This window comes from Cryobacterium sp. M25, from assembly GCF_002929635.1.
Taxonomy (GTDB): domain Bacteria; phylum Actinomycetota; class Actinomycetes; order Actinomycetales; family Microbacteriaceae; genus Cryobacterium; species Cryobacterium sandaracinum.
The window spans coordinates 1-23,538 of the sequence record NZ_PJJU01000022.1; the positions used below are offsets into that span (position 1 = coordinate 1).

At 63.6% G+C, this 23,538-nt stretch carries 23 protein-coding genes and 4 pseudogenes; 17 read left to right on the forward strand and 10 right to left on the reverse strand.

From position 1 onward, the window contains the following. On the forward strand, nt 1-322 hold a 322-nt coding region (locus CXY81_RS00715; protein ID WP_146067574.1), incomplete at its 5' end, for a transposase. A gap of 100 nt (nt 323-422) precedes the next feature. On the opposite strand, the gene CXY81_RS17315 is transcribed toward CXY81_RS00715, so the two are convergent. The 4 genes from CXY81_RS17315 to CXY81_RS00730 form a co-directional block, all read right to left on the reverse strand. Next, nucleotides 423-593 (reverse strand): three-helix bundle dimerization domain-containing protein, encoded by a 171-nt coding sequence (locus CXY81_RS17315; RefSeq protein WP_369828307.1) that lies wholly within the window; start codon nt 591-593, stop codon nt 423-425. 15 nt (nt 594-608) lie between these two features. Continuing rightward, complete coding sequence (locus CXY81_RS00720; protein WP_158251963.1) at nt 609-2,342, reverse strand: bifunctional diguanylate cyclase/phosphodiesterase; 1,734 nt, start codon at nt 2,340-2,342, stop codon at nt 609-611. A 546-nt stretch (nt 2,343-2,888) separates the two neighbouring features. Further along, the gene (locus tag CXY81_RS00725) at nt 2,889-4,595 is read right to left on the reverse strand and encodes an AarF/ABC1/UbiB kinase family protein (protein WP_104193670.1); all 1,707 of its coding nucleotides are present in this window, start codon (nt 4,593-4,595) and stop codon (nt 2,889-2,891) included. Nucleotides 4,596-4,632: 37 nt separating this feature from the next. Continuing rightward, nucleotides 4,633-5,199, reverse strand: a complete 567-nt coding sequence (locus CXY81_RS00730; protein WP_104193671.1) for a PadR family transcriptional regulator — start codon at nt 5,197-5,199, stop codon at nt 4,633-4,635. A 197-nt stretch (nt 5,200-5,396) separates the two neighbouring features. Between CXY81_RS00730 and CXY81_RS00735 the strand changes: the two genes are divergently transcribed. The 5 genes and pseudogenes from CXY81_RS00735 (at nt 5,397) to CXY81_RS00755 (ending at nt 10,105) form a co-directional block, all read left to right on the forward strand. Beyond that, on the forward strand, nt 5,397-6,290 hold the full coding sequence (locus CXY81_RS00735) for a DUF808 domain-containing protein (protein WP_104193684.1): 894 nt from the start codon (nt 5,397-5,399) through the stop codon (nt 6,288-6,290). A 50-nt stretch (nt 6,291-6,340) separates the two neighbouring features. After that, nucleotides 6,341-6,964: a LysE family transporter gene (locus CXY81_RS00740; protein WP_104101588.1), complete on the forward strand. Its 624-nt coding sequence runs from the start codon at nt 6,341-6,343 to the stop codon at nt 6,962-6,964. Nucleotides 6,965-7,097: 133 nt separating this feature from the next. Then, entirely contained in the window at nt 7,098-8,297 is a 1,200-nt protein-coding gene (locus CXY81_RS00745) for a lycopene cyclase family protein (RefSeq protein ID WP_104193672.1), read from the forward strand. After that, nucleotides 8,294-9,235 (forward strand): Brp/Blh family beta-carotene 15,15'-dioxygenase, encoded by a 942-nt coding sequence (locus CXY81_RS00750; RefSeq protein WP_104193673.1) that lies wholly within the window; start codon nt 8,294-8,296, stop codon nt 9,233-9,235. The genes CXY81_RS00745 and CXY81_RS00750 overlap by 4 nt, the downstream gene beginning before the upstream one ends. Before the next feature lie 57 nt (nt 9,236-9,292). Next, a pseudogene (locus tag CXY81_RS00755) lies at nt 9,293-10,105 on the forward strand (DUF808 family protein). Nucleotides 10,106-10,147: 42 nt separating this feature from the next. On the opposite strand, the gene CXY81_RS00760 reads toward CXY81_RS00755, so the two are convergent. After that, a complete protein-coding gene (locus CXY81_RS00760; RefSeq protein ID WP_104171192.1) occupies nt 10,148-10,852 on the reverse strand; it encodes a hypothetical protein in 705 nt (234 codons plus the stop codon). A 286-nt stretch (nt 10,853-11,138) separates the two neighbouring features. Between CXY81_RS00760 and CXY81_RS00765 the strand changes: the two genes are divergently transcribed. Further along, entirely contained in the window at nt 11,139-11,873 is a 735-nt protein-coding gene (locus CXY81_RS00765; RefSeq protein ID WP_104193674.1) for an SDR family oxidoreductase, read from the forward strand. Between the two features lie 3 nt (nt 11,874-11,876). Here CXY81_RS00765 and CXY81_RS00770 read toward each other — a convergent pair. Continuing rightward, nucleotides 11,877-12,164: pseudogene (locus CXY81_RS00770) on the reverse strand (zinc-binding dehydrogenase); the annotation flags it as partial. 224 nt (nt 12,165-12,388) lie between these two features. Here CXY81_RS00770 and CXY81_RS00775 point away from each other — a divergent pair. Genes CXY81_RS00775 through CXY81_RS00795 form a run of 5 tightly spaced genes read left to right on the forward strand, consistent with a single transcriptional unit; the run spans nt 12,389 to nt 16,333 of the window. Next, nucleotides 12,389-12,925, forward strand: coding sequence for a DoxX family protein (locus CXY81_RS00775; RefSeq protein ID WP_104193685.1), 537 nt, complete (start codon nt 12,389-12,391; stop codon nt 12,923-12,925). Continuing rightward, nucleotides 12,922-13,317 carry a hypothetical protein gene (locus tag CXY81_RS00780; protein WP_104193676.1) on the forward strand — a complete coding sequence of 132 codons (396 nt, stop codon included), beginning with the start codon at nt 12,922-12,924 and terminating at the stop codon, nt 13,315-13,317. The genes CXY81_RS00775 and CXY81_RS00780 overlap by 4 nt, the downstream gene beginning before the upstream one ends. Before the next feature lie 33 nt (nt 13,318-13,350). Beyond that, nucleotides 13,351-14,508, forward strand: a complete 1,158-nt coding sequence (locus tag CXY81_RS00785; RefSeq protein WP_199182891.1) for an acyl-CoA dehydrogenase family protein — start codon at nt 13,351-13,353, stop codon at nt 14,506-14,508. Further along, entirely contained in the window at nt 14,505-15,317 is an 813-nt protein-coding gene (locus CXY81_RS00790) for a phosphate/phosphite/phosphonate ABC transporter substrate-binding protein (RefSeq protein WP_104193678.1), read from the forward strand. Before CXY81_RS00785 ends, CXY81_RS00790 begins: the two co-directional genes overlap by 4 nt. Then, nucleotides 15,311-16,333, forward strand: coding sequence for a radical SAM protein (locus tag CXY81_RS00795; protein WP_104193679.1), 1,023 nt, complete (start codon nt 15,311-15,313; stop codon nt 16,331-16,333). Before CXY81_RS00790 ends, CXY81_RS00795 begins: the two co-directional genes overlap by 7 nt. A gap of 246 nt (nt 16,334-16,579) precedes the next feature. Here the strand turns inward: CXY81_RS00795 and CXY81_RS17320 are convergent, their stop codons facing one another. Both CXY81_RS17320 and CXY81_RS17325 read right to left on the reverse strand, forming a co-directional pair. Beyond that, complete coding sequence (locus CXY81_RS17320) at nt 16,580-16,744, reverse strand: hypothetical protein (RefSeq protein WP_166786654.1); 165 nt, start codon at nt 16,742-16,744, stop codon at nt 16,580-16,582. A 123-nt stretch (nt 16,745-16,867) separates the two neighbouring features. Further along, a pseudogene (locus CXY81_RS17325) lies at nt 16,868-16,969 on the reverse strand (helix-turn-helix domain-containing protein); the annotation flags it as partial. Between the two features lie 324 nt (nt 16,970-17,293). Between CXY81_RS17325 and CXY81_RS00805 the strand changes: the two are divergent. The 5 genes and pseudogenes from CXY81_RS00805 (at nt 17,294) to CXY81_RS00815 (ending at nt 21,263) form a co-directional block, all read left to right on the forward strand. Then, a complete protein-coding gene (locus CXY81_RS00805) occupies nt 17,294-19,282 on the forward strand; it encodes an aconitate hydratase (protein WP_104193681.1) in 1,989 nt (662 codons plus the stop codon). Between the two features lie 72 nt (nt 19,283-19,354). Continuing rightward, nucleotides 19,355-19,550 (forward strand): annotated as a pseudogene (gene gltD / locus CXY81_RS16765) (glutamate synthase); the annotation flags it as partial. Between the two features lie 200 nt (nt 19,551-19,750). After that, entirely contained in the window at nt 19,751-20,404 is a 654-nt protein-coding gene (locus CXY81_RS17330) for a DUF2249 domain-containing protein (RefSeq protein ID WP_158251965.1), read from the forward strand. A 278-nt stretch (nt 20,405-20,682) separates the two neighbouring features. Beyond that, a complete protein-coding gene (locus CXY81_RS17335; RefSeq protein WP_146067576.1) occupies nt 20,683-21,072 on the forward strand; it encodes an IS30 family transposase in 390 nt (129 codons plus the stop codon). Further along, nucleotides 21,063-21,263 carry a hypothetical protein gene (locus CXY81_RS00815; protein ID WP_104193682.1) on the forward strand — a complete coding sequence of 67 codons (201 nt, stop codon included), beginning with the start codon at nt 21,063-21,065 and terminating at the stop codon, nt 21,261-21,263. The genes CXY81_RS17335 and CXY81_RS00815 overlap by 10 nt, the downstream gene beginning before the upstream one ends. Nucleotides 21,264-21,621: 358 nt before the next feature. Here the strand turns inward: CXY81_RS00815 and CXY81_RS00820 are convergent, their stop codons facing one another. Then, complete coding sequence (locus CXY81_RS00820; RefSeq protein ID WP_104193683.1) at nt 21,622-22,548, reverse strand: aldo/keto reductase family oxidoreductase; 927 nt, start codon at nt 22,546-22,548, stop codon at nt 21,622-21,624. Between the two features lie 179 nt (nt 22,549-22,727). After that, on the reverse strand, nt 22,728-23,538 hold an 811-nt coding region (locus tag CXY81_RS15940), incomplete at its 5' end, for an Ig-like domain-containing protein (protein WP_233193907.1).

Consider the following 23,538-nt stretch of genomic DNA (forward strand, 5'->3'; position numbering starts at 1 on the left):
CTACTACCTCAAGGAAGGCCTCCGGCTGGTCTTCAAACTGCCCCACGACGAAGCCGCCGAGGCCCTGGACAAGTGGGTCGGATGGGCCCGCCGCAGCCGGATCCCATCGTTCGTGAAACTGCAACGCTCCATCGTCAAGCACCGGGCCGCGATCCTTGCATCGATCGAGCACGGCCTCTCCAACGGCCGCATCGAATCCGTCAATACCAAGATCCGACTGCTCACCCGAATCGCCTTCGGCTTCAAATCACCCGACGCCCTCATCGCCCTCGCCATGCTCAGCCTCGGCGGCCACAAACCCGCACTCCCCGGCCGGGATTAACCCACGGTTACGACAGGAGANCAGGACGAGGTGCTGCCGGGCCCCACACCAGGAGGTTATTGTCTTGCCGCGCCCGAGCAGGCGGCCCTTGGCACCGTGTTCAACCAGTACGGCACATAGTCTCGATCGGCGGTCCGTCCAAGGCCCGGCGTTCGTCGAGGACCGCCCTCTCGATACTCGTGCGCGAAACATGCGGGAATCTCTCGGCGAGACGATCGACCACCTCTGCGACGGCCCTGAGTGCGTCTTCTCTGCTCACTTGCCCAGCCATGTTCGGTTCAGCACGTCAAATGGAGCACCCTTGCGGAAGGTCCCCTGGGGCGACGGGCCGCGAAATGAGGTAGCCCTGCACGGTGTCACAGCGCAAATCACGCAGGAGCTGGAGTTGGTCCTGACGTTCGACGCCTTCGGCTGTGACCGAGAGCCCGATGGCATGGGCGGTGTCGATGATCCCGCCCACGAGCAGGGCGTCCGAAGGTGAAGAATCGATGTTGTCGACGAAGGATTTGTCGATCTTGACCGTGGTCAGAGGCAGGCTACGCAGCAGGGCAAGCGAAGAGAAGCCGGTGCCATAATCGTCCAGGGCGATGCTGATCCCCGCCTCCCGGAGCTGTTGAAGCTGTCCGATCGCCCGGGGCAGATCGGTGATCGCGGCGCCCTCGGTGATTTCAACCTCGATGAGGTGCGCGGGAATGCGATGCCGGTGAAGTGCCTCAACGAGCTCGGGAACGATGGTGCGGGCCGCCAGTTGGAGTGGAGACACATTTACTGCGACTCGGCGCGGGGTTCCCGCATCCAACCAGAGTCTGGCTTGGGCGCAGACCTCGTTGAGGACCCCTTGCCCGATGCGGTGGATGTCGCCGGACAACTCCATGATCGGAATGAATTCGGCGGGCGAGACGGGGCCCAGAATCGGGTCGGCCCAGCGCAGCAGCGCCTCCACCGCCGAGAGGTCGCCGCTGGCCAGGTCCATCTGCGGCTGATAGTGCAAGTTGAAAGCGCGGGTCGCGAAGGCCTGCGGCAGGCGCCGCCGGATGAGCGCATTCCGCACGATGGGCCCGGCCTCGCCGTGCCCATCGAGACGGGCAACCTGGCGTTTTCCGGCCTGCTTGGCCTTGAGCATGGCCCCGTCGGAGTGGCGGAGCAACGCGTCAAGCCAGCTCAGTTCCCGTTCTGATCCAACATCACCGGCCATCGCGATGCCGACGGATGCCGAAACATGCAGCAGATGGCCGTCACAGACGAAGGGCACCGACGCGCCGAGTACGACCTGATCCGCGATGGCGAGAAGCTGCACGTCATCCACGTCGACCAGCAACACCGCAAACTCGTCGCCGCCGATGCGGGCGAGCACATCGGCGGGGCGAACGATGTCGCGCAGCCGGTCTGCGAAGCCGACCAGGATCTCATCCCCGGCCTGGTGACCGAAGGTGTCGTTGATCGCTTTGAAACCGTCAAGGTCGATGTAGAGAACCGCGATGCGGGTCATGTCCACGGTTCCCTCAATCGACGCGGCTCCGCTCTCCTCCAATTGCCTGCGGTTGGGCAGTCGGGTCAGGGAATCGTGGAGTGCGGCGTAACGAAATTCTGTCGACAACCGTTCGAAGATTTGTGACACCGACACGACCCGTGGCCCCTCGTCGGTCAGCACGAGCACGTCACGGTACCGGTTGCCCTCCGGCAGCTCCAGGATGCGCTGCGCCGCATTCGCCAGGCTCATCGCACCGGGCAGGGCGAAGGAATTTTCCGGCACCATCTGGATGGCCGTCGACCGGGCGTGCAGGCCGCGACCGTAGCCCAACCGTCCGGTCAGAGTGATTTCCACCTGTTCCCGTGTCAACAGGAAGAAACTGCCGGCTTCCCGCACGACGAGGGAACGAAGTTGTCGGTTCGCAAGGAATATGCGGTCGATTTCGCTGACCGGCGTCGTGGCCGTCACCTGTTGGACGCTGGTAGCCAGGTCTGCCAGACACACGACCCGCCCCACGCGGTTGGGTGCGGTGTCAGGAATGGTGCTCATCCCAAATGGATACCCGAATGCTATCCGGGACCCGACGTAACCCGCCGGAGTTTGCCAGTTGTTCAGCCACCCGCCGCTCATCACCGCCGGATGAACAGCGGGTCGTTGCCTCAGCGGGGTCACGCTCACATTTATGGCTGGGCTTCGGTTTCTGCCTGCTGTCGAGCCTGGGTGTGCTGGATAACGAACACCATGACGAGGGTGATCGAGGACGTCACGCTGTAGGGCACGTTGTTCCACTAGGAAGGAAAGCCAATCAAGAAGCCCACCGCCAGCCATAGCGCCGTGTGAAATGCGACAGCCAGCCCTACCGTGGCGAGCGAGGTCGCATCACCCACCTGATGGAAAGTCGGCTGTCCCACAGGTGCTCCCGCCGCTCTGGACCGCGGCTTTCGCCTCGCGGGGCACTTCTGACGCCGCCGCGGTGAATTGGGCGACCGGGCGCGCGTCGTGACCTCGAGGCCGACGGCAACCCCGCATCCCGCTATTCGTTCTGACCAGACATAGGCATTTCAGTAACCGAAATGGCGTTCCTCGCAGTCGGGACTAGAGCAGCGGTCCGCGCCGCGCCGATAGCCCGGCGAAGAGGGCGTGCAACAGCGGGAGCGCGGACACGGCTACGAGCACCGTTCCGAGCACGACATCTTCGGCACGAAGCAGAATGCCGCCGATCAGCAGAGCGGCGAAGAGGATTGCCGAGACGATCTGACGTGCGGTTCGCTCGATGATGACCAAGCGACGCTCGATCCGGGGAGTCTGCACCGAGACGGTACCGTCGTCGAATCGCGTCGTGAGGCTGTCGAGCCGCTGGGGAAGCCGCGCGATGATGGCCGCAACCGACGCCACTTGCTTTGCGGTCGCCTGCACCACGTTCCCGCCCTCGGCGCGGATCAATTGGGCGGAATATGGCTCGATGGAATTCCAGATATTGAAGGCGGGGTCGAGCGAACTGCACATTCCCGAGGTCAGCGACATCGCGCGCACGATGAGCAGAAAGTTCTCCGGAAGCTGAAACGGCAGCGAGCGCACCACATCACCGAACTCGATGGCGAAGGCGCGGAACTCGCGCGGGTCGACATCCTGCAACTCGGCGAAACCCATCCCGCCGAAACGGGCGAACAGCTTCGTCATCGCGCGCTCGAGTTCGGCGGTGTCAGCGGACGGCAGGAGCACACCCACTTCGCGGATGCCGTCCACCATCCCTTTTCCGTCCCGTGACGCGGCGGCGATGAGCAGATTCACCAGGCCCCGACGCAGGACATCGGGCACGTCGCCCATCATCCCGAAGTCGATGAAGGTGAACTTCCAGGCCCGGCCGTGGTCCGCTCCGGGTACACCTGCGGCGAGCGGCGTGACGAAGATGTTTCCGGGGTGCGGGTCGGCGTGAAAGAAGCCATTGACGAAGAGCTGGTCGAACATGACCGCCGCGAAGTCCTCGGCAACTTCTGACGGGTCGATTCCGGCTGCCCTCAGCCCGTCGACGTCGTTGATCTTGATCGCGGTCACGTCTTGGAGGGTCAGCACGCGCCGCGTGGTGCGCTCCCACACCAATTCGGGAACGCTGACCCGGGGGTCGTCTGCGAAGTTCTGCTCGAACCGTTCGGCGCTTGCCGCCTCGTGCAGGTAGTCGATCTCCTCAAGACTCGTGAACGCGAACTCCTCGACCAGGGCGGGCATGTCGACGCGATCCGAAACGAGACGCACGTGGCTGAGCCAGCGGGCAACACGTCGGAGAGCGCCGAGGTCGACCTCGACGATCTCGCTGATGCCCGGCCGCTGAATCTTGACGACGACGTCGAGCAGGCCGGTCTCGGCGGCATCCAGTTCCGACAGCCGAGCGCGGTGCACCTGACCGAGGGATGCTGCGGCCAGCGGCGAGGGATCGATGTAAGAGAACGCACGCTCGAGCGTCACACCCAGCTCGGCTTCGGCGACGGCCTGGATCGCCGGAAAGGGCACCGGCGGAACCTCGTCTTGCAGACCTTCGAGCTCTTTCGTGATCTCCGGCGGCAGCACGTCGAGGCGCGACGACATGAACTGGCCGACCTTGATCATGAGGCCACCCAGGTCGACCGCGAGCACGTGGAAGCGCTGCGCGATGTGCTGCAGTCGCGCCGATCTGCTTCGTGCCGCGACCCGCGCGAGCCCGACCCGCGGGAGAAGGACCTCGTAACACCACGTCTGCGCCAAATACAGGGCGGCGAACCGCAAAATCCGGCGGGAGCGGGCGCGCAAGTCCGCGACGTCGGTCATCTGATCTCCGTGATGCCGACGTGCTGAGGGCACTCGGTCAGTCCTGGGCGAGGATGGCGTACAGCTTGCGACGCGCCTCATCCAGGATGGCGACAGCCTGCTTCACCTGCTCCGGGTTGCCGGATCGCCCGACCTGCGCGGCGGCCTGAGCCAGGTCGATGCCGGCCTTGGGCAGCGCGGTCGCCCGCCCGGTGTCCCGACCGCTCTGGGCCTCCCACGGGGCCGGCTGGTCGGCCATGGCATCCGCTACCCCGCGACCTTCCTCCGTGAGCGAGTAGGTCTTGCGACCGTTGGACTCCTCGGCGTTGATGAGGCCCTCGTCCGCAAGCAGCTGAAGCGTGGGGTACACCGAGCCGGGGCTCGGCTTCCAGGCGCCATTGCTGCGTTCCTCGATCTCATGAATGATCTGGTAGCCGTGCATCGGCTTCTCGGCGAGCAGCGCAAGCACCGCCGCACGCACGTCCCCGCGTGCCATTCTCGGACCGGCCTTGCGGTCGAACTGTCCGCGCAGCTGCTCCATGGCATCCCACATCCCGCTGGGCCAGCCCTCACCAGCACCGCCCCGGCGTGCCCCGAACCCGTCACCCATAAATGAACCACTCATGATGTCCTCCTCAGCGCCGAAGCCATCCGGCTCGACGATAGTTAACGATATATCGTTCGCGACGTGATGGCGAAACCAGGGTCAATCTTCTTTCCACCGTCTGGGAGGCGCCTGTGCCCACTCTGCCGCGCGGTAATGTTGACCCCATTGCCGTCGCCCTGCACCAGGACGACGCCCCTGAATCCGAGGAGAACCAGATGTCCGTCGGCCTGCTCGCCGTTGTCGATGACATACTCACCGCCGCTCTCAAAGCTAGCGCGAAGACCGCAGGCGTCGTGATCGACGATGCGGCCGTCACGCCTCAGTACGTTCAGGGACTGTCACCGGCGCGCGAGCTTCCCATCGTGTGGCGGATCGCTCTCGGTAGCCTGTTCAACAAATTCGTCATCATCATCCCGCTCGCACTACTCCTCTCCGCCTTTGCGCCGTGGGTGTTGCCGTGGCTGCTGATCATCGGCGGTACCTATCTGTGTTTCGAGGGTGCGGAGAAAGTCACCGAGTGGTTCGGAGTTCATCACGGCACTGACGACACTGAGATGAGGGATGAGCGAAAGCTCGTCTTCGGTGCTATTCGCACCGACCTCATCCTCAGCACGGAGATCATGCTCATCGCACTGGCGGGTCTCGATCCCGATTTTGGGATCTGGATGACGCTCGGCGCCTTGGTCGTGATCGGCCTGGGGATGACGGCGCTCGTCTACGGCGCGGTCGCCCTGCTGGTCAAGATCGACGACATCGGGCTGACGCTGATGAAGCACCCGGTACGACGGGTCAGACGCACCGGCGCGCGCATTGTTCGATCGATGCCGGCCGTGTTCCGAGTGATCAGCGTCATCGGCACGGTCGCAATGTTGTGGGTAGGAGGCCACCTGGTGATCGTGAACCTGAACGACACGATCTGGAGCGTTCCCTACGACGTTCTGCACGCCGTGACGCAGGCGGTCGAACGTGCCGGACCCATCATTGCCTGGGTCACCGACACCGCGATGTCGCTCGTTTTCGGGCTCATTCTCGGCCTGATCATTGTCGCGGCCCTGTCCGGGATCTCGCGCCTTCGCAAGCAGAATCGGTCCCACCGCGTAACGGCCTGACCCCGTCGCCGGCTGGCAAGCCGCAATCAGCATGAAACGAGGATGTCCCGGTGCAGTTCTCCCTGTGGGTGGCCCTTGTCGGCGCGGGCACCCTGATCAGCTTCACGCCCGGTGCGGGGGCGATCAACACCATGAGCAACGCTCTCAACGCGGGCTTTCGCCGCTCCATCTGGGGAATCCTCGGCCAGCAGGCCGCGCTTCTCATCCACATCGTGATCGTGGCACTCGGTGTCGGTCTGCTCGTGGCCGGTTCTCCGATCGCCTTCAACGTCATTCGCTACGCGGGTGCCGCCTACCTCGTCTACCTGGGCATCCGTCAGTTTCTGGCCAAGCCGGAACTCGATGGCGAGCGCACCCGGGCCCTGAGCGATGAGCCCCGCTGGTCGATGTTCCGACGCGGGCTGTGGGTGAACATGCTCAACCCCAAAGCGATCGTGTTCTTCCTCGCGTTCCTGCCCCAGTTCATCCGGGTGGACAGGCCGATGCCGACCCAGTATCTGATCGTCGCGGCCACCGTCGTTGCGATCGACATTCTGGTGATGTGGTTCTTCTTCGCCGGAACAGCGCATTCATTCGCGCGATTCACCCGCGACGATCACGGCCAGCGCGTGTTGAACCGCGTCTTCGGTGTGCTCTTCGTGGCTGTCGGCGTGCTGCTCGCGGTCCTCCACTGAGGAGTCCAAACCACCGGTTGAACGTGTTTTTCGCAGCCGGGTGAGCAGCCGAAAAATCACATACCAAGACCACTAGGATGTTCGAAGATCGTCCCATTGGCACCTCGGACGTGATCGAGAGCAAGGAGCACAGATGACGCCTGCCGTGGACGCCGACCTCGTGATACTAGGTGGTGGACTCGCCGGTCTCACGCTGGCCGCCCGGCTGGCCCGAGTACGTTCCGGTTTGCGCGTCGTGGTGCTGGAACCCCGCACGGCCTATCAGGACGACCGCAGCTGGTGCTTCTGGCGACCGGAACAGCACGACCTGTCACACCTGGTCTCACGAAGCTGGAAGACCTGGACCTTTTCGGATGCGGCGGGCCTCACCGTTCGGCATCGGGTACCCGGGCTGGCCTACCAGTACATTCGGGGCAGTGATTTCTACGCGAGCGCGCAGGCCGACATCGCCGAGTCTGCGAACGTCGACCTGCGTCTCGGCGTGCACGCCGAGACGGTCGACGCAGTCCCCGGCGGCGTTCGGGTTGAGACGAGCGCGGGCCCCCTACTGGCCCGTCAGGTGGTTGACACCCGACCACGGGCCGCCGAGTCGATGCTCTACCAGAGCTTCGTGGGCTTCGAACTGGAGCGCGAGCATCCGTTGCCGTTCGAGCTCGGCGAGGTCACGCTGATGGGGTCGCTCGACGCCGACGCCGAGGGTTTGAGCTTTGTGTACGCCCTGCCGCTCGGCCGGAACCGCGCGATCGTGGAGTGGACCCGCTTCGGCACGGCGCCGATAGAGCGGGAGCGCCTGGTCGGCGAGCTCGACGAGGTACTCACCGGGCTCGGCCTGGCCGACGCCCGCCGGGTGCGCACCGAGGGTGGCGTGCTGGCCATGGGTCTGGGCCGGCAGACGGCGTCGCCGATCCCCGGGGTCGTGCACGCCGGCAATGCCGGCGGGGCGCTGCGGGCTGCCTCGGGCTACGGGTTCCTGCGCATTCAGCGCTGGGCTCAACTCTGCACGGAGAGCCTGCTCGCTGGCCAGGGGGCGGTGGGCCACCCAGACGAACCTCGGGCGAGGCGCGCCTTCGATCGCATCTTTCTGCAGGCCGTTCGGGCGCATCCGGAACGCACCGCGAAGTATTTTTTCGCCCTCGCCCGCGGCGTTGCCCCCGCCGCGCTGGTGCGTTTTCTCAGCGACGGCGCCCGACCCACGGACTACGCACGCATCATCGCGAGCCTGCCGTGGACCCCTTTTCTTGCCCAGGTGGCCGCGCCTGCGGCGTTCAGCCCGGCACAGACCCTGCCGGCCACCAGACCGACGCCGACCACAGAAACCAGCGTGCAGCGATGACCGATCAGACCGCTCCTCCCCGTAGCGAGGCCGCCCGCGTCACGCCGCGGCGGCGGCGCGTGCCCGCCGAGACGGTGGTGTTCTCCAGCCTGGCCCTGGTCATTCTGGCCGTGGTCGGACTGGGCATTCCCATGCCCTCGCCCACGGTTCAAATCGTGCTGCTGGGCATCCTCGCCGGTGTGCTGGGCCTGCCCCACGGCGCTCTCGATCCACTGATCGCGCGCCGGGCTGGGCTGTGGCGCACTCCGCTGGGCTTCGCCGGGTTCAACGCGGTCTACATTCTGGTCGTGGTCGGCGTGGTGCTGCTCTGGCTGGTCGCGCCCGTGCTGAGCCTGGTCGCGTTTTTGCTCGTGTCGGCGCTGCACTTCGGCTCCGATTGGAATGCGGACCGGTCGGTCGGGCTGCGTTTTCTCGCCGGATTCGGGCTGCTCACCGTGCCGGCGCTGTCGCATCCTGACCAGGTCAGCGCAATCTACGTGGTGCTGTCCGGTGACGGAGGCGCAGTGGTGGCCAGCGTGCAGGAGTGGCTCGGGCCGATCGCCGTGGCAGGTCTGATGATCGCTGCCCTGGTCGCCCTGCGACACCGGCCGAGCGAGAGCGTTGAGATCGTGCTCGCCACAGTGCTCGGCCTGGCCACAGAACCGCTGGTCTTCTTCGTGCTGTATTTCTGCGCACTGCACAGTTTTCGGCACTTGAAGGGAGGATTCCAGGAGGAGCGGGGCGGCGGACGGCAAACGGCCCTCCTGGTCGTGGTCTACACCGTGGTCCCCCTCCTTGCGGTAGCGGTCTTCCTCGTCGCGTTCGGCCCCGGCGGCGTTCTCAGCGAGCAGATCCTGCAGCTGGTGTTCATCGGTCTGGCAGGGCTCACCGTGCCGCACATGATGGTGGTGACCTACGAAATTCGTCAGCGACGAGCAGCTGGTGCGGTTCTGCTTTGACATCTCCTGCCCGTGCCGAGCGGAACTGTGGTCAGCACTGCGTCGCCCACCAGGGTGATGCCCCCATTCGAGGTGGTCCAGATCTCGGTCGGCTTGCTCGCCGTAGTCGATGACGTACTTACCGCCGCCCCCATGGCGAGTGCTAAGACCGCAGGAATCGTCATCGACGACGCGGCCGTCATCCCACAGTACGTTCGAGTTTTCACACCGGCACGCGAACTCCACGTTGTCAGGCAGATCGCACTCGGCAGCCTGTTCAACGAGTTCATCATCATCCCGCTCGCACTGCTCCTTTCCGCATTCGCACCATGAGTGTTGCCGTGGCTGCTGATCATCGGCGGAACCGATCTCTGCTTCGAGGGTGCGGAGAAAGTCACCGAATGGTTCGGCGCCCACCATGAGACTGACGAGACTGAACCGCGGGATGAGCGAAAACTCCTCTTCGGCCCTACTCGCACCGACCTGATCCTCAGCACGGAGATCATGCTCATCGCACTGGCGGGTCTCGATCCCGATTTCGGGACCGGTTTGACGCTCGGCGCCCTGGCCGTGATCGGCCTCGGCGCGCGCATCGTGCGGTCAATGCCGGCCGTGTTCCGGGTGATCGGCGTCATCGGATCGGTCGCGATGTTGTGGGTCAGCGGCCTCCTGGTGATCGCAAAACTGGCCGACACCTTCTGGCACGGCCCCTACGACGTGGTGCATGCCGTCACGCGCTCGATCGAATCTGCCGGTCCTGTCGTCGTCTGGGTAGCCGACACTGCGATGTCGGCCGTGTTCGGGCTCATTCTGGGCCTGAGCATTGTCGCGATCTTTTCCGGAGTGTCGCACTTTCTGGAACGGAATCGGACAGACCGCGTAGCGGCCTGACGAGAGCCTCGTGGGCGTCGGCGTGCTGCTCGCCGTCATTCACTAAGAATCTGAGGATGCTTCTGCCTCTACCCGGGCTGCGAACTCCTCCATGCCTGTGGCGATGTTCTCTTGTCGCGAGTCGTCATCTTCGGGGTTGTCAGGAGCGTCATACGGCCAAGACATGTACACGTTGGGGTCGATCACGAGGAACGCGGCCAGCGAGCTGCTCGGGATCGCTTCATAGTCGCGCACCTGCTCGTCTGACTGGTCCATGCCCATCCATGCGATGCCCGTGTTTTCTGGCAGGACAACCCAGCCTTGACCGCGGAACACCTCGGCGAGATCTGGTGGGACGCTGGCATGCACCTGAGCGAAACCGCGGGTGGTGAGGGCCGGTGCGAGAGTGTTGAGGAGTTCCCGGCACACCTGCGCGGATCCACCGGTGATCAGCAACTCGAAGACGGCGGTGCCGTGGTCGCTGACGATTGCATCGTCGATGTCATCGTCGGTGGAGTCTTCGTCGAGCTGATTTTCGTCAACGTAGCTGTCCGGTTCGGTGACAAGAGCGCCGAGAAGCCGGCCGTCATCGGTTTCGGCGACGAGGGCCAGAGCCATGGACTCAATTTGGAGTTCGATGGTGTCGTCGAAATAGATCTCAGGCGCGTCATCGACTTCGGCCTGCGGGTGTTCAGCGAACAACGCGACGAAAGCGGTTCGATGCTTCTTATTGAGGCGTCGGACTCGGAAGCTCAGTTTCTCGCTCATGCTTGAGCCTCTCGACGATGTTCTGCGTGCTGTCATGCTCCGGTACCGGAACACTCGAATTTATCATGCGGGCCAGAGCAACACTGGCACTCCGCTCCACACCCCCGCTCGTCCTGACGCTCATCGTCAGGGGAGCATACTTCTGCTTCTATTTCTTGATCTCGTGTCGAGACGAAGAGTTTTCGCATGGCGCCAAGGTAGCCCGCTGCCAATGAACGTGGCTAATGTGGCGAGACGTTCGTCTTGCGACCCGAGCGGGGCGAGAAAAACAGAATCGAGACCGATCATGGGAAAACTCGACGGCAGGATCGCGCTGGTGACAGGCGGTTCCGTGGGCATGGGCGCGGCGGATTCGACGCTGCTGGCAGCAGAGGGAGCCCGGGTCATCGTGGCCGACATAGCCGATGACGCCGGCCAGGCGCTGGCGGATTCGATTGGCGGCGTCTACCGACACCTCGACGTGGCAGACGAGGCGCAGTGGAAGCAGGTGGTGGCCGACGTCGACTCCACCGTCGGTCACATTGACATCCTCATCAACAACGCCGGAATCGTCGCGTTCACGCCTGTTGCCACTACAGAGTTGGAGGAGTGGAACCGCGTCATCGGCATCAATCTGACCGGAGTCTTTTTGGGCATCCGCTCGGTCGCTGAATCAATGAAAGCTGCCGGCGGAGGCGTCATCGTCAACGTGTCGTCCACCGCGGGAATCATGGGCTACTCCAACCTGAGCGCCTACGTTGCCAGCAAGTGGGGAGTGCGCGGACTTACAAAAGCCGCGGCCCTGGATCTCGGCGCTGACAACATCCGCGTAGTCTCGGTGCACCCGGGCGGCATCCGTACACCGATGACCGCCGGTATGGAAAGTTTGGAGATGTACGCCGGGCAGCCGATCCCGCGCATTGGCGAGCCTGAGGAGGTGGCGAAGCTGATTCTGTACCTGGTCGCCGACGCAACCTACTCCACGGGCACCGAATTCATCGCCGACGGCGGTGCGACGGTTGGGCAAGTCCTGAACGTGTGAGCGTCAGGTCGCCGGTTTTGATCCCTGCGGAGTGACGACCACCTTGCCGAGCGCACGCCCTTGGCCCACGTAGGCGAGTGCCTGCGGCACCTGGTCGAGCGTGAAGGTGCGACCGACTCGGATGCGGAGGTCGCCGGCGACAGACAGCTCGGCGGCGGGCATGAAGTGAACCGGTCCCTGTCTGAGGGCAGGGACACCCATCCGGCGCCCGGTCAGCAGGCCAAGCGCAACGCCGATCGTCGCGACCCCCAGAAGCGTGGGCACTGCTCCGCCAACGCAGAAATAGCGGCCGTCCGAAGCAAGCGCCTACCGGGACTGAATAGTCCAACTTGACGATTTGCTGCTTCAGTCGCTTTGTCTCGGCCTGCGCGTCAGAGGCCGTTTCCGAAAGGATGGCACAACACGGTCGGGCAAATGATGGGATTTCGATGGGAAGTTTTTTTTGGGATTTTCCATCTTCTCGGTATTGCGGTTTGCTGTCCGTGCCGCTTGGATGCTGGAGATGAATGGTTCTCATGTCCCGAGTCAATGATGCGCCGGTTGTCGCGGTTCCCGTCTCCCGCGCGACAGGGGTTATGGTCGCGGTGCTCCGCGTCGGTGTTGCACTGATGTGGATCCAGAATGTCGCCTGGAAGATCCCTCCGGACTTCGGCCGAGCACAGGAGAACGGACTTTACTCCTGGGCGAGCGAGGCGATCGCCCATCCTGTTCTACCGCCCTACTCCTCACTCGTCGAAGCCGTCATCCTGCCCAATATCGAGGTCTTCGGGTGGTTCACCCTCCTCGTCGAAGGCGGACTCGGGGCTTTTCTGCTCATCGGCCTCGCCACGCGTTTCTGGGCTGTCGTCGGCATCGGCCAGACCCTGGCAATCACGCTTTCAGTACTTTTCGCCCCGAACGAATGGCACTGGTCGTACTATCTCATGGCGCTCGCTCACCTCGCGATCTTCGCGACCGCAGCTGGGCGAAGCTATGGAATCGACGGTGTCCTTCGCCAGCAGTGGGTGCAATCCTCAGGGCGCGCAGCCCGACTGATGATGAGGCTGTCATGAGGCGATCACCAGCCGGCTCGAGCGTCTTCGACCGCGCTAGCGTTCTTCTCGGCCTGGCCTCACTTGTGTTTGCGGGCTTTGTGTTCGGCGCCCAGCTTCCGACCGAATTCGACTTCGTGCACATCGGGGCAACTGGTGCTGTCGTTCTACTTGTGAGTGGCGCACTCGCCATCGCCGGCGGTACCACTCGGCGCCCCGCGCTCTACGCTGCCGCCGGTGTTCTGCTGACCGTCGCCGCGCTCGTGCAACTCGCAGGGCTCGCAGCGTCTTTCAGGCCGCTGGGGGGCGACGCCTCTACCATGGCGGTCACCGGTGGTCTCGGCATCGGGCTTCTCATGCTCGCCCGCGCTGTCCGTTCGCTCATTCGCACCCACGATTCCGACGAAAGGTAAGCCTCAATGGACCTGAATTCACGCGTTCAGCCCGTGCTCGACGTTGCACGAACTCACGCCCACGCAGTAGATGCGGATGGGCGTTTTCCACATGAGGCCGTGGCGGCCCTGCGCGAGTCCGGTTTGCTCGGACTCACTCTGCCCACTGAGGTTGGTGGTCTTGGTGCGGGGCCACGCGAGCTCGTTGAGGTCATCAGCCAGCTTGCGGGAGCGTGCGGGTCGACCTCCATGATCTATCTGATGCATGTGAGCGCTTCCATGCCCGTCGCAGCCGCACCGCCAGCGGGGATGCCCGCACTCCTCGAGGATCTCGCCAGCGGTCGCTCTCTTGCCTCCCTCGCGTTCTCTGAAGCGGGTTCCCGCTCACACTTCTGGACTCCGGTGTCGCGCGCGACCTCGACGTCAGACGGAATGCATATTTCTGCGAAAAAGAGTTGGGTGACCTCCGCAGGCCACGCGGATGTCTACATCATCTCTACCGGGACTGCGGATGCCGAGACCGTCGACCTGTTCGCGGTCCCGGCAGATAGCCCGGGGCTCAGCGTTGACCGGCCGTGGAGCGGTATGGGATTGCGTGGGAACTCCTCGAGCCCGATGACCATCGACATGGATTCTTCCGAGGGATTCCGTCTCGGGACGGCCGGTAGCGGATTCGGGCTCATGATGAGTTCTGTTTTGCCGTGGTTCAATCTCGGCAACTCGGCTGTGTCTATCGGGCTCAGCCGTGCGGCCGTCGAAGCAGCGGTGAGGCATACGGTGGGAACCCGGCTGGAGCATCTCGACCAAAGCCTGTCAGCGCTACCGACAATTCGGGCGCAGTTGGCGAAGATGTCAATCGATCTCGCGAATGCGAGCGCGTACCTTGATCGGGCCGCTGGTCGCGTGGCTGACCCGCAGGAGGATACCCCCCTATTCGTGCTCGGCAGCAAGGCATCATCGAACGATGCCGCACTGCGAATTACGGATGCCGCGATGCGCGTCTGCGGCGGTGCGGCGTTCTCGGAGCACCTGCAAATAGATCGGTACTTTCGCGATGCCCGCGCGGGCCACGTGATGGCTCCGACATCCGATGTGCTCTATGAGTTCTACGGCAGGGCAATCACTGGCCGCCCACTTTTCGACGCCCCGGAAACCGCCGCGGCACCCGCCGCCCAAACTCGTGACACTGCCTCTGCGGGTGCTGCAGCATGAGTGCGCCCCTGATCATCGGCTCCGTTGCGTACTCTCCCAATGTCGTACCCATCTGGGAAGGGATGCGAGACTACTTCGCCGAGACCTCAACGCCGATCGACTTCATGCTGTTCTCAAATTATGCGAGTCTGGTGGACTCCCTCATCACGGGAACAATCGATCTCGCGTGGAATACCAACCTGGCCTGGGTGCGCACCGTCGCCCAGACGGATGGAGCATGCCGTGCACTCGCGTCCCGGGATACGGACCTTGTGTTCCAGACGGTGTTCGTCGCCCGAGCAGGCAGCGGTTTCACCGGGCTGGAGAGTCTTCGTGGACGTCGACTTGCCCTGGGGTCACGCGATTCAGCGCAAGCCGCCATCCTTCCCGTGCATTTTCTGCGTGAGGCGGGGATCGGCGAGACGGATGTCGATCTCACTCGCATCAATAGCGACGTCGGGAAACACGGTGATACGGGCAGGAGCGAACTCGACGCCCTTCGCACGGTGCTCGAGGATCGGGCGGATGCTGCGGCGATCGGCATCAACACGTGGCAAGCGATCGGTCGCGGTGAGCTCCTCCCCGGCGCGTTCGAGTCCTTCTGGATCTCCCCCGAGTACAGCCACTGCACCTTTACCGCCATGCCGTCGCTGACAATCGACCGGTCGGACGAGTGGGTGGCAAACCTATTCGCGATGGACTGGGAGAACCTCGAACATCAGCGAATCCTCGAGATGGAAGGCCTGCGGGCGTGGGTGTCGCCGAAACTTGACGGGTATGCCTCGCTCATCGCGGCCGTGCGGGAACAGAAAGTATCGGACCGATGGTGACCGCGAGCCCTCCGGTAGGCGCGGGCCTGCTCCTCGACCTGGTCGAGAACGTGAGCCGGGTGGCAACAGGCCGTACGGCTTCTGTCGACTTCGGGACATGCGATCGGGACGCCGCCCTGGAACTCATCTCAGCGTGGTGCCTTTCGAGTGGGAATGAGATCGTCAGCATGGTGGGGTCGGCCATCACCGTGCTCCACGGCCGCTCGCCCGACCCGCTCGCCGGGCTCGATCCCGGTCAGCTCCCAGGATCCCGGGTCTGGGTATATACCAATTTCGATTGCAATCTGGCTTGCGACTATTGCTGCGTTCGGTCGTCTCCGAAGGCAGAGCGGAGAGCCATCGGAATAGATCGAGTCCGGCAGATCGCGCACGAGGCTGCAGATGCCGACGTCAAAGAGCTCATCCTCACCGGCGGAGAGCCGTTCTTGCTGAATGACCTCGACGAGTTGGTCAATGCCTGCACGAACAAACTGCCCACGACGTTGCTCACCAACGGCATGCTTTTTCACGGCAGGCGGCGCGAGCGCCTGCGTCGAATGGACCGCTCCCAGCTCGTGCTGCAGATCAGTCTCGACTCTGCCACATCCGAGATCCATGACAGCCACCGCGGCTCCGGGTCCTGGGCCAGGGCCGTCGCGGGCATCCAAATCGCACACGACGAGGGATTTCGAGTCAAGGTCGCAGCCACCTTGCCGGCCGACCAGATGCACGAACTTGCGCCGTTTCACGCCTTTCTCGATACTCTCGGTATCCTGCGGGACGACCAGGTAATCCGCGCACTCGCCCACCGCGGAGTCGCTGAGTCCGGCATAGAACTGACCGTTGACTCGCTCATACCCGAGGTGACGATCACCGCCGACGGCGTTTACTGGCATCCCGTTGCCGCCGACCACGACGACCAATTCGTAACGGGAAACATCTTCCCGCTTGCAGATGCGATCGCTGAAGTGACCCGCCGATTCATCGCGCATCGCCGTTCCGCCAACGCAATCTCGGAATGGTTCCCCTGCGCGTGACCGTATCGGCTCGGCGAGCATCCGCGTGGTCTCGGTTCACCCGGGCGGCGAATTCAGGTGGTGTGTGCAACACCGGTTTGATTTGTTCGATTCGAGATTAGTGTGGCGAGGACTTCTGCGGGCGTTCGGTAGCCGTGGCATGTGCGGGGCCGGCGGTTGAGCTCGGCGGCAACGTTCTCGAGGATCCCGGACTCTCCGGCCTCTGGTGGCACCCTCCGACCTCTGCGGTCGCTGTGTTGCCCGCCCTTACCGCAACGCGGCGGCAACTTCCAAGCGCAACGATCCACGACCTTGAACGTAGAGGGCCTGGTAGATCGTCTCGTGTGACACCTGCATCTCCAGATTCTCCGGATGCTCGACTTTCAGTCGACCCGCAACCTGTTCCGGGCTGAACCGATCGGTGAGCATCACGGTGACCTGTTCCCGTAACGCTAACCCGTCCAGCTTCCGGGCTCTTGGCCGGCGAGCCCTTGCCCAGGTCTGCTCCTGCGCGAGCGAGGGCACATACCGGCCAGTGATTCGGTTTCTGGTCACCTCCCGACTGATCGTCGACGGTGCCCGGCCCAGCGCCGCTGCGATGCGACACACCCCGTGACCCCGGGCGAGCTGGAATCCGATCTCTTCTCGATCTCGCAACGATCAAAGTCCGACACTGGCGACACTGAAATCCTGAACCGGTGATGGCAGCACCTTCTAATGCTCGCTTAACCACCGATACTCAGTAGGACGCGACACCCCCGCGGCCTGCGCCGCGACGGCCACCGACAGCCCCGCGTCCACCCCCTCCCAAAGCCCCGTCTTCCCGGTCCATCTTTCCAGTACAGAGGACGTCCATTCTCCCTGGAAAAGCTAGCCCCAGCGCCACGAGTGGCCTACCTTGGGGACGAGCGGAATGCCCCGGAGGCCAATTCGCTACCGCCGTATGTCGGCGGGCACCGCTATCGAGTAAGGAAGCTCACCGTGGCATACAACGTCGCCCAGAAACTCATCGCGTCGCACCTGGTCTCCGGGGAGATGGTGCCGGGGACCGAAATCGGCCTGCACATCGACCAGACCCTCACCCAGGACGCGACCGGGACCCTGGTCATGCTGGAGTTGGAGGCGCTGGGACTGGACCGCGCGCGCACGGAGGTTTCCGTGCAGTACGTCGACCACAACCTGTTGCAGGCCGACAGCAAGAACGCGGAGGACCATGACTTTCTCCGCTCCGCCTGCCAGCGGTTCGGCCTGTGGTTCTCGAAGGCCGGGAACGGGGTGTCGCACCCCACGCATATGCAGCGGTTCGGCATCCCCGGCAAGACGATGGTTGGCTCCGACAGCCACACCCCGGCCGCCGGCTCGCTGGGGATGCTGGCCATCGGCGTCGGCGGCACCGAGGTGGCCCTGGCCATAGCCGGCGAGCCCTTGTACATCAGGATGCCCGAAATCTGGGGCGTGAAGCTCACCGGGCAACTGCCGCCGTGGACCAGCGCCAAAGACGTCATCCTCGAAATGCTGCGCCGGCACGGCGTCAAAGGCGGCGTCAACCGGATCGTCGAGTACTACGGCCCCGGCCTCGCCACCCTGACCGCGATGGATCGGCACGTGATCGCCAATATGGGCGCCGAACTGGGCGCGACCACCACCGTTTTCCCGGCCGACGATCAGGTGCAAACCTTCCTGCGCGCCGAACAGCGCGAGCAGGATTTCACCGAACTGCTCGCGGACGAGGATGCGACCTACGACGTGACCGGGGAGATCGATTTGGCTTCGATCGTGCCGTTGATCGCGCTTCCCAGCTCGCCCGGCAACGTCGTGCCGGTGCGCGAAGTGGCGGGGCGCCCGGTGGGACAGGTCGTGATCGGGTCGTCCGCGAATCCGGGCCTGCGCGATTTCGCGATCGTGGCCGCGATCACGAAGGGGCGGCAGTCATTCCCCGGCCTGTCCCTCGACGTGAATCCCAGCTCCCGGCAGATTCTGCAGGACATGACCATCATGGGGGCCACCCTGGATCTGATCGGGGCGGGCGCTCGGCTGCATCAGTCCGGCTGTATGGGCTGCATCGGCATGGGCCAGGCCCCGGCGAATGGCAGCATCAGCCTGCGCACGATGCCGCGCAACTTTCCCGGCCGCTCGGGCACCCAGGAAGACTCGGTCTACCTATGTTCGCCGGAGACGGGGGCCGCCGCCGCGCTGACGGGACAGATCACCGATCCGCGGGACCTGCCCGGGCTCTTCGGCTTGGAATATCCCCAGATCACACTTCCGGCGGTGTCGAGCGTGAACCTGGCGATGCTCGAGAAGCCCTTGCCGCCGGAGGAATCCATAGCGGTGCACCTGGTCAAGGGCGAAAACATCTCCTCGTTGCCGGTCTTCGGACCGCTCTCCGAGCACATCGAGGCACCTGTCGCCCTGATCGTGGGCGATGACATTTCGACGGATGAGATCCTGCCGGCGGGTGCGCGCGTGCTCCCTTTCCGCAGCAACGTCCCCAAGCTCGCCGAATTCACCTTCGACCAAGTCGACCCGACCTACCCGACTCGCGCTGCCCAAACCCGAGATACGACCGGCCACATGATCGTCGCCGGTGCCAACTATGGGCAGGGCTCCTCTAGGGAGCACGCCGCGATCACCCCGCGCTTCCTAGGATTAAGGGTGGTGCTGGCGGTCTCGTTCGCACGCATCCACTGGCAGAACCTGGCCAACTTCGGCGCGCTGGCGCTCCAGTTCGCCGATGCGGCCGATCACGATCGCATCGCGCAGGATGACGTGCTCGTGCTCGACGGGATTCGTGAGGCTCTCTCGAACGGAACGGAGATCCTCGTGCGCAACACAACCCGTGATGAGGTCTACTCCGTGCGCCACGAACTCTCGACCCGGCAGATCGAGATGCTCCTCGTCGGTGGCCTCATCCCGTGGCTGCGCACCCGGAGCGCGCGCGGAGCCGCCGTTCCTGAGGAAACCAAATAGGCCCGCGCAGTTTCATTTTGCGGCAAATTTTCATTCTGTGACGGTAACCGCCCCCAGTGCCCGACCGATCTCAATGTCGCATGTCACGGTGAGTACCAGACCAGCCACGAGGGTGTGTCCGTCGCCGGTGATGCCGGCCGGGGAAGTCGCTCATCGTCTGGGCCTTCGCTGAAGGTCGCGCCGCAGCAGCAGCCGTCGATCGTTTCTTGAAGGTGAGACGCAGCTGCCCTCCCCAAGCCAACGGACCACCCCTTCACCATCTAATTGACCTTCAACCCAACCGCGGCACTATGCGCCTAGACCGCGCGGAAAACGGAGATCTACAAGCATGAGATCCTCGAAAATCAGCAGACTCCACGCGCTGGCAGCGTGGCCGACTCCGAACTGAGAACGGGCGGCACCGACCAGCCACGCGCGGCAATCACAGCACCGTTGACACGCGCACAGCGGTAGCGCAGCATGAGGGAAATGGAAGTTGAGAACGACATGCAAAAGAAGTCGCTCACCGCACTCGTGCGCCACCATCTCAATCACGCACGGGACGCATCCAGCGGTCGCAGCGCGGAGACCGTTTACGGCGGCCACGTGCACGTCCTCCGGCAAACGCTGATCGCGCTCCGTGCCGGGCGACGCCTTGGAGAACACGACAACCTGGCTGAAGCAACCGTGCAGGTCCTCGAGGGGCGGGTCGTTCTCACCTCGGGTGGCGCATCGTGGTCTGGATGGCGCGGGGACCTGATCACGATGCCGCCGGGCCGCAACTCGCTGGAGGCTGTCGAAGACGCGGTCATCCTGCTCACCGTGGCCAAGCTCATCGCTCCGGCGCGGCGTCCTCCGCCGATTGCACTCGGCAAGCCGACGGCAGATGGGGGCCGTGACGGGACGACCAAGGGGACGGAAACCATCGTGCTCGACGCCCGCACCATCCCGCACGCCATCCGGCACGCGGCCGTCTTCGGCGCGCTCGACGCCGTTGTGCCGGGGTTCGCCCTGGACGTGATCGAACCGCACGACCCCCAACGGATGCTGGCGGAACTTCAGCAGAGCCAGCCAAACACTTTCGACGTGAGCTACATCGAACGAGGCCCGGAGCTCTGGCGGGTGCGTTTCAGCCGCGCATAACCGACAGAGCCGACCGGTGAATTCGGGGAAGTTGTTGGTGGCCAGGAGGCGTTCGATCTCTTGGCGGCTGTCGTCGCGCCAAGTGAGTCCGTTCCACTCCAAATATTTCCCCACCTTGACCGCCAGAATCGTCAACACTACGCGGCACGCTGAGGAGCACCCAAACCACCTGCATTTCCAGTCAGGAGAACCGAATTCCCGTGGAGTAAACGCGATGGGGAGACCATCCCTGCGGATGATCTCCCCGGAAACCGTGTGAATGGCGACTAGCTGAAGGAATCTCCACAGGCGCAACTGCTGCCCGCGTTCAACAGTGGAGACCCAGGCAGATCAGTCACCAGCTGCGGATCGATTTTCCGGGACAGCCCGAGATGAACGTCGTGCACGAAAGTATCTATCGGGCTCTGTATTCGCCGCACGCAAACGGGCTGTCCCGGGGAATGGCCCGTCACCTCCGAACCGGGCGCCGCGGGCGTCTGACCCACCGTCACACGACGAAACGGCGTTCGAGGTTCTCCGGCCCGCTGCTGGGCGAGCGCCCCGCTGAGGTCGACAACAGACTGGTTCCCGGCCATTGGGAAGGCGACCTCGTCTGCGGAACCTTTAACCGTTCAGCCATTGCGACCCTCGTGGAACGCACCACTGGCATGCTCTGCTCGTGCACCTGAACGGCAAACGCGACGCCACCACCGTCCGTGAACGCGTCGGTCAGGCCATGTCAGGGCTGCCGGCGCACCTACGAAAATCATTGACCTGGGACCAGGGTTCGGAAATGGCTGAGTATCTGCAGTTTCAGACCGAGACGAACATCCCGGTCGCGACGGTGATTTCCTGGTGTCGGGATATCTCCGCTCCCTGATCCCAGGTCGTCGAACGGCGCAGCCTGCGTCGCGACGGCCACCGACAGCCCCGCGTCCACCCCCTCCCAAAGCGACAAACGAACGCTCAAAGGCGACAACGGTCGAGCCATCAACAACACCCCACAGAACTCAGGTTGGTGCGCTCACCATCTGAACTCGCCGACGACCTCATTGGCGTGATGTCCACCTTGCCGACGGCACGCCCTTCTCGGGTCATCATTGTCGACGTAGCGTAGGCGGGTGATTCCCGGCGGCACGGCCGACAAGCTGCACGACCCCCTCGTGCAATTCATCGCGTCGCTGGCCGCCGGGGTTACCTGCATCTGGGGTCAGGAAGACGATGTGGAGCGCTCCTGTTTATGGGAGGACATGCCCAGCGGTCGTGAAGAGGCGGTACCACTCCTCACGGCTGAGCGGAATTTCGGACCCTGCGGCAGACTCCACAACTCGCGCGGGCTTGGTCGTCCCCAGGACCACCTGAATGTTGGCCGGGTGCCTGGTGATCCAGGCGACCGCGATCCCCGTCGGCGTGGCCCCGTGGGCGGCGGCGATGTCATCGAGGGCGTCATTGAGCGGGCCGTAATTCTCCCGGTCGCCCACGAACACGCCGTCGAAGATGCCGCTCTGGAACGGCGACCAGGCCTGCAGGGTGATGTCGTTCAGTCTGCTGTACTCGAGGAGCCCGTTGTCGCGGTCAATCGACTGGTCCAGCCCCGCCATGTTGGCAGCAACTCCCTGCGCGATCAACGGTGCGTGGGTGATGCTCAGTTGCACCTGGTTGAAGGCCAGCGGCTGGTTGACCGAACGCTTCAGCAGTTCGATCACCCCGGGCGTCTGGTTGGAGACACCGAAGTTGCGCACCTTTCCCGCGGCGTGCAGCGCGTCGAACGCCGCAGCAACATCCTCGGGCTCGACCAGAGTGTCCGGACGGTGCAGCAGCAAGATATCCAGGTAGTCGATGTTCAGCGCCGCGAGAGACTCGTCGACCGAGCGGAGGATGTGCTCCTTGGAGAAATCGAAAAAGCCCTGACGGATGCCGACCTTTGACTGAATGATGACCGCCTCACGCTCTGCGTCCGTTAACGTGACCGCGTCACCGAACCGCTTTTCGCAGCCGTGCGCGCCACCGTAGATATCGGCGTGATCAAAGAAATTGATGCCGGCATCCCGCGCGGTGCCGACGAGAGCGCGGATCTCCTCATCGTCCATGTCCGAGATCCTCATCATCCCGAGAATGACATTGGATGCCTGCAGATCCGTACGTGGAGGGTTGTATATCTTCATCAGACCATCCTGCCCTACTTCGAATTTCTGCCAGCTCGCGCTCAAAGAAAAACCAAGGGGGAAGAGGGAGCCGAGAACCGAGTGAACTTTGCACCGTCAACGGACGCATGGAATCGTCAAAAGTGGTCGAGAGCGTGTTGGATCTGTCTTCACAAACAGCACTCATCTTGGGCCATCGCCTAGGTGGTGGTGAACCGATCTACTCGAAGAAGGTTTCCTGAGATAGACCGGCGGCGTTTGCGGACGAGAAGAAGTCCCGTCAGGAAGAGCAGAGTCGCGAGAATTATCGGTTGGCCAGGGTCGGCGCCCGTGGCTGCGAGAGATCGACCAGCATCGACTGGCGGGCCGACTACCACGCCGACCTTCACTGTGGCAGTGGCGGTGTCGCAATTGCCGTCAACGTCACAAACTTTGTAGGTGAAGGAGTCGGTGCCGGTGTAGCTGGAGTCGGGCGAATAAGTTACCTCTCCGGCATCAGGGTCAACATCGACGGTGCCGTGGCTGGGTCCGGCAACGATCGAGACCGAAGTCGGGTCAAGATCACCATCACGGTCAGTGTCATTGCCGAGGACATCGATGACTACTGGTTTGCCGGTAGTCGTGGTCACGTCGTTGTCTGCAGCAACTGGTGGCGTACTGGTTGCCGGAGGAGCCGTAGCCCTGACTGTGACGATTGCGGTGTCGCAACGGTCTGTGGTGTCGCAGATCTCATACGTAAACGTATCGGTCCCCGTGTACAACGAGTCCGCGGTGTATCTGATCTCACCAGAAACAGGGTCGACCGAGAAGACACCGTGTGATGGCGCCACAGTCACCGACACGGTCGTGACATCGAGATTTCCGTCGACGTCCGAATCGTTGTCCGCGACATCAATCAATAAGGTGACACCGGAGACGGCCGGCGAGCTGTCATCAACAGCCACCGGCGAAGACTGAACCACCGGAACTGCAGTGACGTTGAGGGTCACCGTGGCGGTGTCACACACCGGT

Excerpts from the sequence above, each read along its gene's own strand:
- CXY81_RS17315 (WP_369828307.1), bottom strand. The coding sequence starts at position 593 with ATGGCTGGGCAAGTGAGCAGAGAAGACGCACTCAGGGCCGTCGCAGAG.
- CXY81_RS00720 (WP_158251963.1), bottom strand. The coding sequence starts at position 2,342 with ATGAGCACCATTCCTGACACCGCACCCAACCGCGTGGGGCGGGTCGTG.
- CXY81_RS00725 (WP_104193670.1), bottom strand. The coding sequence starts at position 4,595 with ATGACCGACGTCGCGGACTTGCGCGCCCGCTCCCGCCGGATTTTGCGG.
- CXY81_RS00730 (WP_104193671.1), bottom strand. The coding sequence starts at position 5,199 with ATGAGTGGTTCATTTATGGGTGACGGGTTCGGGGCACGCCGGGGCGGT.
- CXY81_RS00735 (WP_104193684.1), top strand. The coding sequence starts at position 5,397 with ATGTCCGTCGGCCTGCTCGCCGTTGTCGATGACATACTCACCGCCGCT.
- CXY81_RS00745 (WP_104193672.1), top strand. The coding sequence starts at position 7,098 with ATGACGCCTGCCGTGGACGCCGACCTCGTGATACTAGGTGGTGGACTC.
- CXY81_RS00750 (WP_104193673.1), top strand. The coding sequence starts at position 8,294 with ATGACCGATCAGACCGCTCCTCCCCGTAGCGAGGCCGCCCGCGTCACG.
- CXY81_RS00760 (WP_104171192.1), bottom strand. The coding sequence starts at position 10,852 with ATGAGCGAGAAACTGAGCTTCCGAGTCCGACGCCTCAATAAGAAGCAT.
- CXY81_RS00765 (WP_104193674.1), top strand. The coding sequence starts at position 11,139 with ATGGGAAAACTCGACGGCAGGATCGCGCTGGTGACAGGCGGTTCCGTG.
- CXY81_RS00775 (WP_104193685.1), top strand. The coding sequence starts at position 12,389 with ATGTCCCGAGTCAATGATGCGCCGGTTGTCGCGGTTCCCGTCTCCCGC.
- CXY81_RS00780 (WP_104193676.1), top strand. The coding sequence starts at position 12,922 with ATGAGGCGATCACCAGCCGGCTCGAGCGTCTTCGACCGCGCTAGCGTT.
- CXY81_RS00790 (WP_104193678.1), top strand. The coding sequence starts at position 14,505 with ATGAGTGCGCCCCTGATCATCGGCTCCGTTGCGTACTCTCCCAATGTC.
- CXY81_RS00795 (WP_104193679.1), top strand. The coding sequence starts at position 15,311 with ATGGTGACCGCGAGCCCTCCGGTAGGCGCGGGCCTGCTCCTCGACCTG.
- CXY81_RS17330 (WP_158251965.1), top strand. The coding sequence starts at position 19,751 with ATGGAAGTTGAGAACGACATGCAAAAGAAGTCGCTCACCGCACTCGTG.
- CXY81_RS00820 (WP_104193683.1), bottom strand. The coding sequence starts at position 22,548 with ATGAAGATATACAACCCTCCACGTACGGATCTGCAGGCATCCAATGTC.